The organism is Actinomycetospora lemnae (assembly GCF_028737315.1).
Taxonomy (GTDB): Bacteria; Actinomycetota; Actinomycetes; order Mycobacteriales; family Pseudonocardiaceae; genus Actinomycetospora; species Actinomycetospora lemnae.
The window spans coordinates 1-2,427 of the sequence record NZ_JAQZAO010000028.1; the positions used below are offsets into that span (position 1 = coordinate 1).

Genomic DNA, 2,427 nt, shown 5'->3' on the forward strand with positions numbered 1-2,427 from the left:
AGGACCAGGCACTCAAAGAAACCCCACGACACCACACACACGCCACCAACGACGCAAGCATGATGCCGACGAGGACAAACACACCAAACATTCAGCACACTGTTGAGTTCTCAAAGGACAACCACACCACCGTACTGACCTGCTCGCTGAGCGGGCCTTCCGGAGGGCGACCTTCCTATCTTACTGCGTCGACCGGACCGGGTTCAACCTCTCTGTCCTGGCGACACGAGAAACAGTACACGGGCGATCTCCGAGCCCTGCACCGGGGGGTGGGGTGAGCATCGCTGCAGGTCACAGCCCTGATCAACGCGCAGCCCACCCAGGACCCACACGTCGCTCCAGGGGTCGGCCCCGTCCCGGCGGCGTCGGCCGCGGCCTTCAGCCCACCCAGTGCACCTGGAGGAGGTCGACGCGCCCCAGGTGCTCGACGACGACGTACGTGACGAGGCCGGTGGCGCCGAAGGCCATGGTGCGGACGGCGCCGTCGGGGTTGCGGTCGACGAGGGGGTCGCCCGCCCAGGGCGTGAGCTCGAGGACGTCGATCGCGGCGGCCAGGGCCACCAACGCATCCCGTGGCAGCGCCTCGAGCACCTCTCGGACCGAGGCGACGTCGACCTCGTAGGCCACCTAGAGCCCGAGGCCCGTGCGGACCTCGTGCCACGGAGCTCGCGGCGGGTGTGGCCCGGCCCCCTGAGCGGCAGCCGCGGCGTCGAACAGCGCCCGGTACCCGCCGGCGCCACCTGCCGCGGCCGTCACGCGTGCGACACGCCGCCAGGCCTCGAGGCAGCGGTGCACGGCGGTGAGGTCGTAACTGTCGGCAGCCTGGGCGAGAGCCGCGCGCCACTGGCGGTCGAACTCGACGGCGCTCTCCGCCGCGAGCGCCGCGCGGACCTCGGCCGGCGTGGCCTGCGCCCAGGTCCCTGCGTCACCCCCACCCGGGGTCGGAGACGGTGCTGCGGCGGTCACGGGCCCGAGGGTAGCGACCACTCGCGACGAGGAGCGCCTCCGACGGGCGTGCTCGGGCTACCGGTGACGAACGACCACGAGGAGCGACGCACCACGGGGAGCCGGCACCCCCGGACCCGGAGCCGATCGGGATGGACGGGCGGGCGCGGAGCGGCCCAGGCGCGGCGACGACCGCTCGCCCCGGGGCCCGACCCACCCCCGGCAGGACGGTGACCCCACGGCCCACGGCCCGCGCGCACACAGCGCCCTGGCGGGGCGTCCTGGCGCCCTGCCCGCCACCGGCGCGATCCGTGGTGGGCTCTACCCCGTCGGACGCGTCAGCGGAGCCGCCTCGGCCCGGGCGAGGCGGGCGTGACGCCGTGCCCACGAACCCCGCCCGGGACCCCCCGGGCCCCGGCCACGCGGGCGGGCTCGCGCCTGGTCTCGTGTAGCTGGCATCGCTCGCTCGCCGACGTCGCGGGCCGGTTGGACGAGCTCACCGCTCGAAAGGGGGTGCGCACCACGTCGGGCCGCGAACATGCGCGGTCGGTCACGTCGAGGTGGTGGACCCGTTGCGTCTGGGGTCGAGCGGTCCTGACCGGGGACACGGGTCGAGGGCGGGTGACGCTGACGGCCCGGACGATTCCCCCGGGGGGAAGGACTCCTCGGAGGTGGTGTGGACCTCTCACGGCTTCACGGCGCACCCGGGAGGTCCTCGTCGCCCACGCTCATGGTGCGCTGACACCGCGAGCTCTGGACCGGCTGGCGCGTCTGGTCTTCGAGGCGGTTGGCCGGCCACACAGAGCCGCGCGGTTTCCCGGTGTTCTGGCGACCGCCATGGGCCGGCGGGTGGTTCCCTCGAGGCCGGCATGACCGGCGGGGCTGGCAAGGCGGCCCCGCCCGCGCATTGAGTTACCGCGCCGCTCCGGGGACCCGACGGTCCTCACCGGGGACCGCGCGACGGAAGAGCCGGTGCAGCCAGATCCACGACGGCGAGACCGCTCCGGCGCCCGGTCGGGGTTGCTGGGCCATGCGGTGGCCTGGTCCGCCGACCGCGACGTGCGCGCCGAGCGGCAACCGCAGCGCCGACGATCCGGGGACCTGCCGCGGCACTCACGCCGAGCTCGGTGTCACCCGGTGCGGATCCAGCAGAACCGGCCTACGGCGAGACCGGGCGGTCCACCGCTCGATGACCCCGCGGACTCGAGGCGCATCGGCAGGCGAGCCCCGGTCACCCCGCTGGCCAACCGATCCGATCAGGGCACGAGGTCGAGCGTCGTCACCCGACCTCGGCGACAACACGAGGCGGATACCCGGACCTGGGGCGCCTCCGGAAAGGAGAGGCCGGCCCCACTCATGCCGCGAGGGGCGAGTGCTCCTGTGGTGGGAGTGCTCGCCCCTCGGGGGGTGTTCGGTATGGGTGGTGTGGGGGTGGTCGGGTGTTCCGGCGGTGTCCTACTCTCCCACGACCTGTCGGTCGCA

2 protein-coding genes are annotated in these 2,427 nt (G+C 73.5%); both read right to left on the reverse strand.

Annotation, left to right across the window (positions count from 1 at the left end; translation table 11 throughout):
- Positions 1-378 precede the first annotated feature (378 nt).
- Entirely contained in the window at positions 379-627 is a 249-nt protein-coding gene (locus PGB27_RS29310) for a hypothetical protein (RefSeq protein ID WP_274203990.1), read from the reverse strand.
- Entirely contained in the window at positions 628-966 is a 339-nt protein-coding gene (locus PGB27_RS29315; RefSeq protein ID WP_274203991.1) for a DUF6247 family protein, read from the reverse strand.
- Between the last annotated feature and the right edge of the window lie 1,461 nt (positions 967-2,427).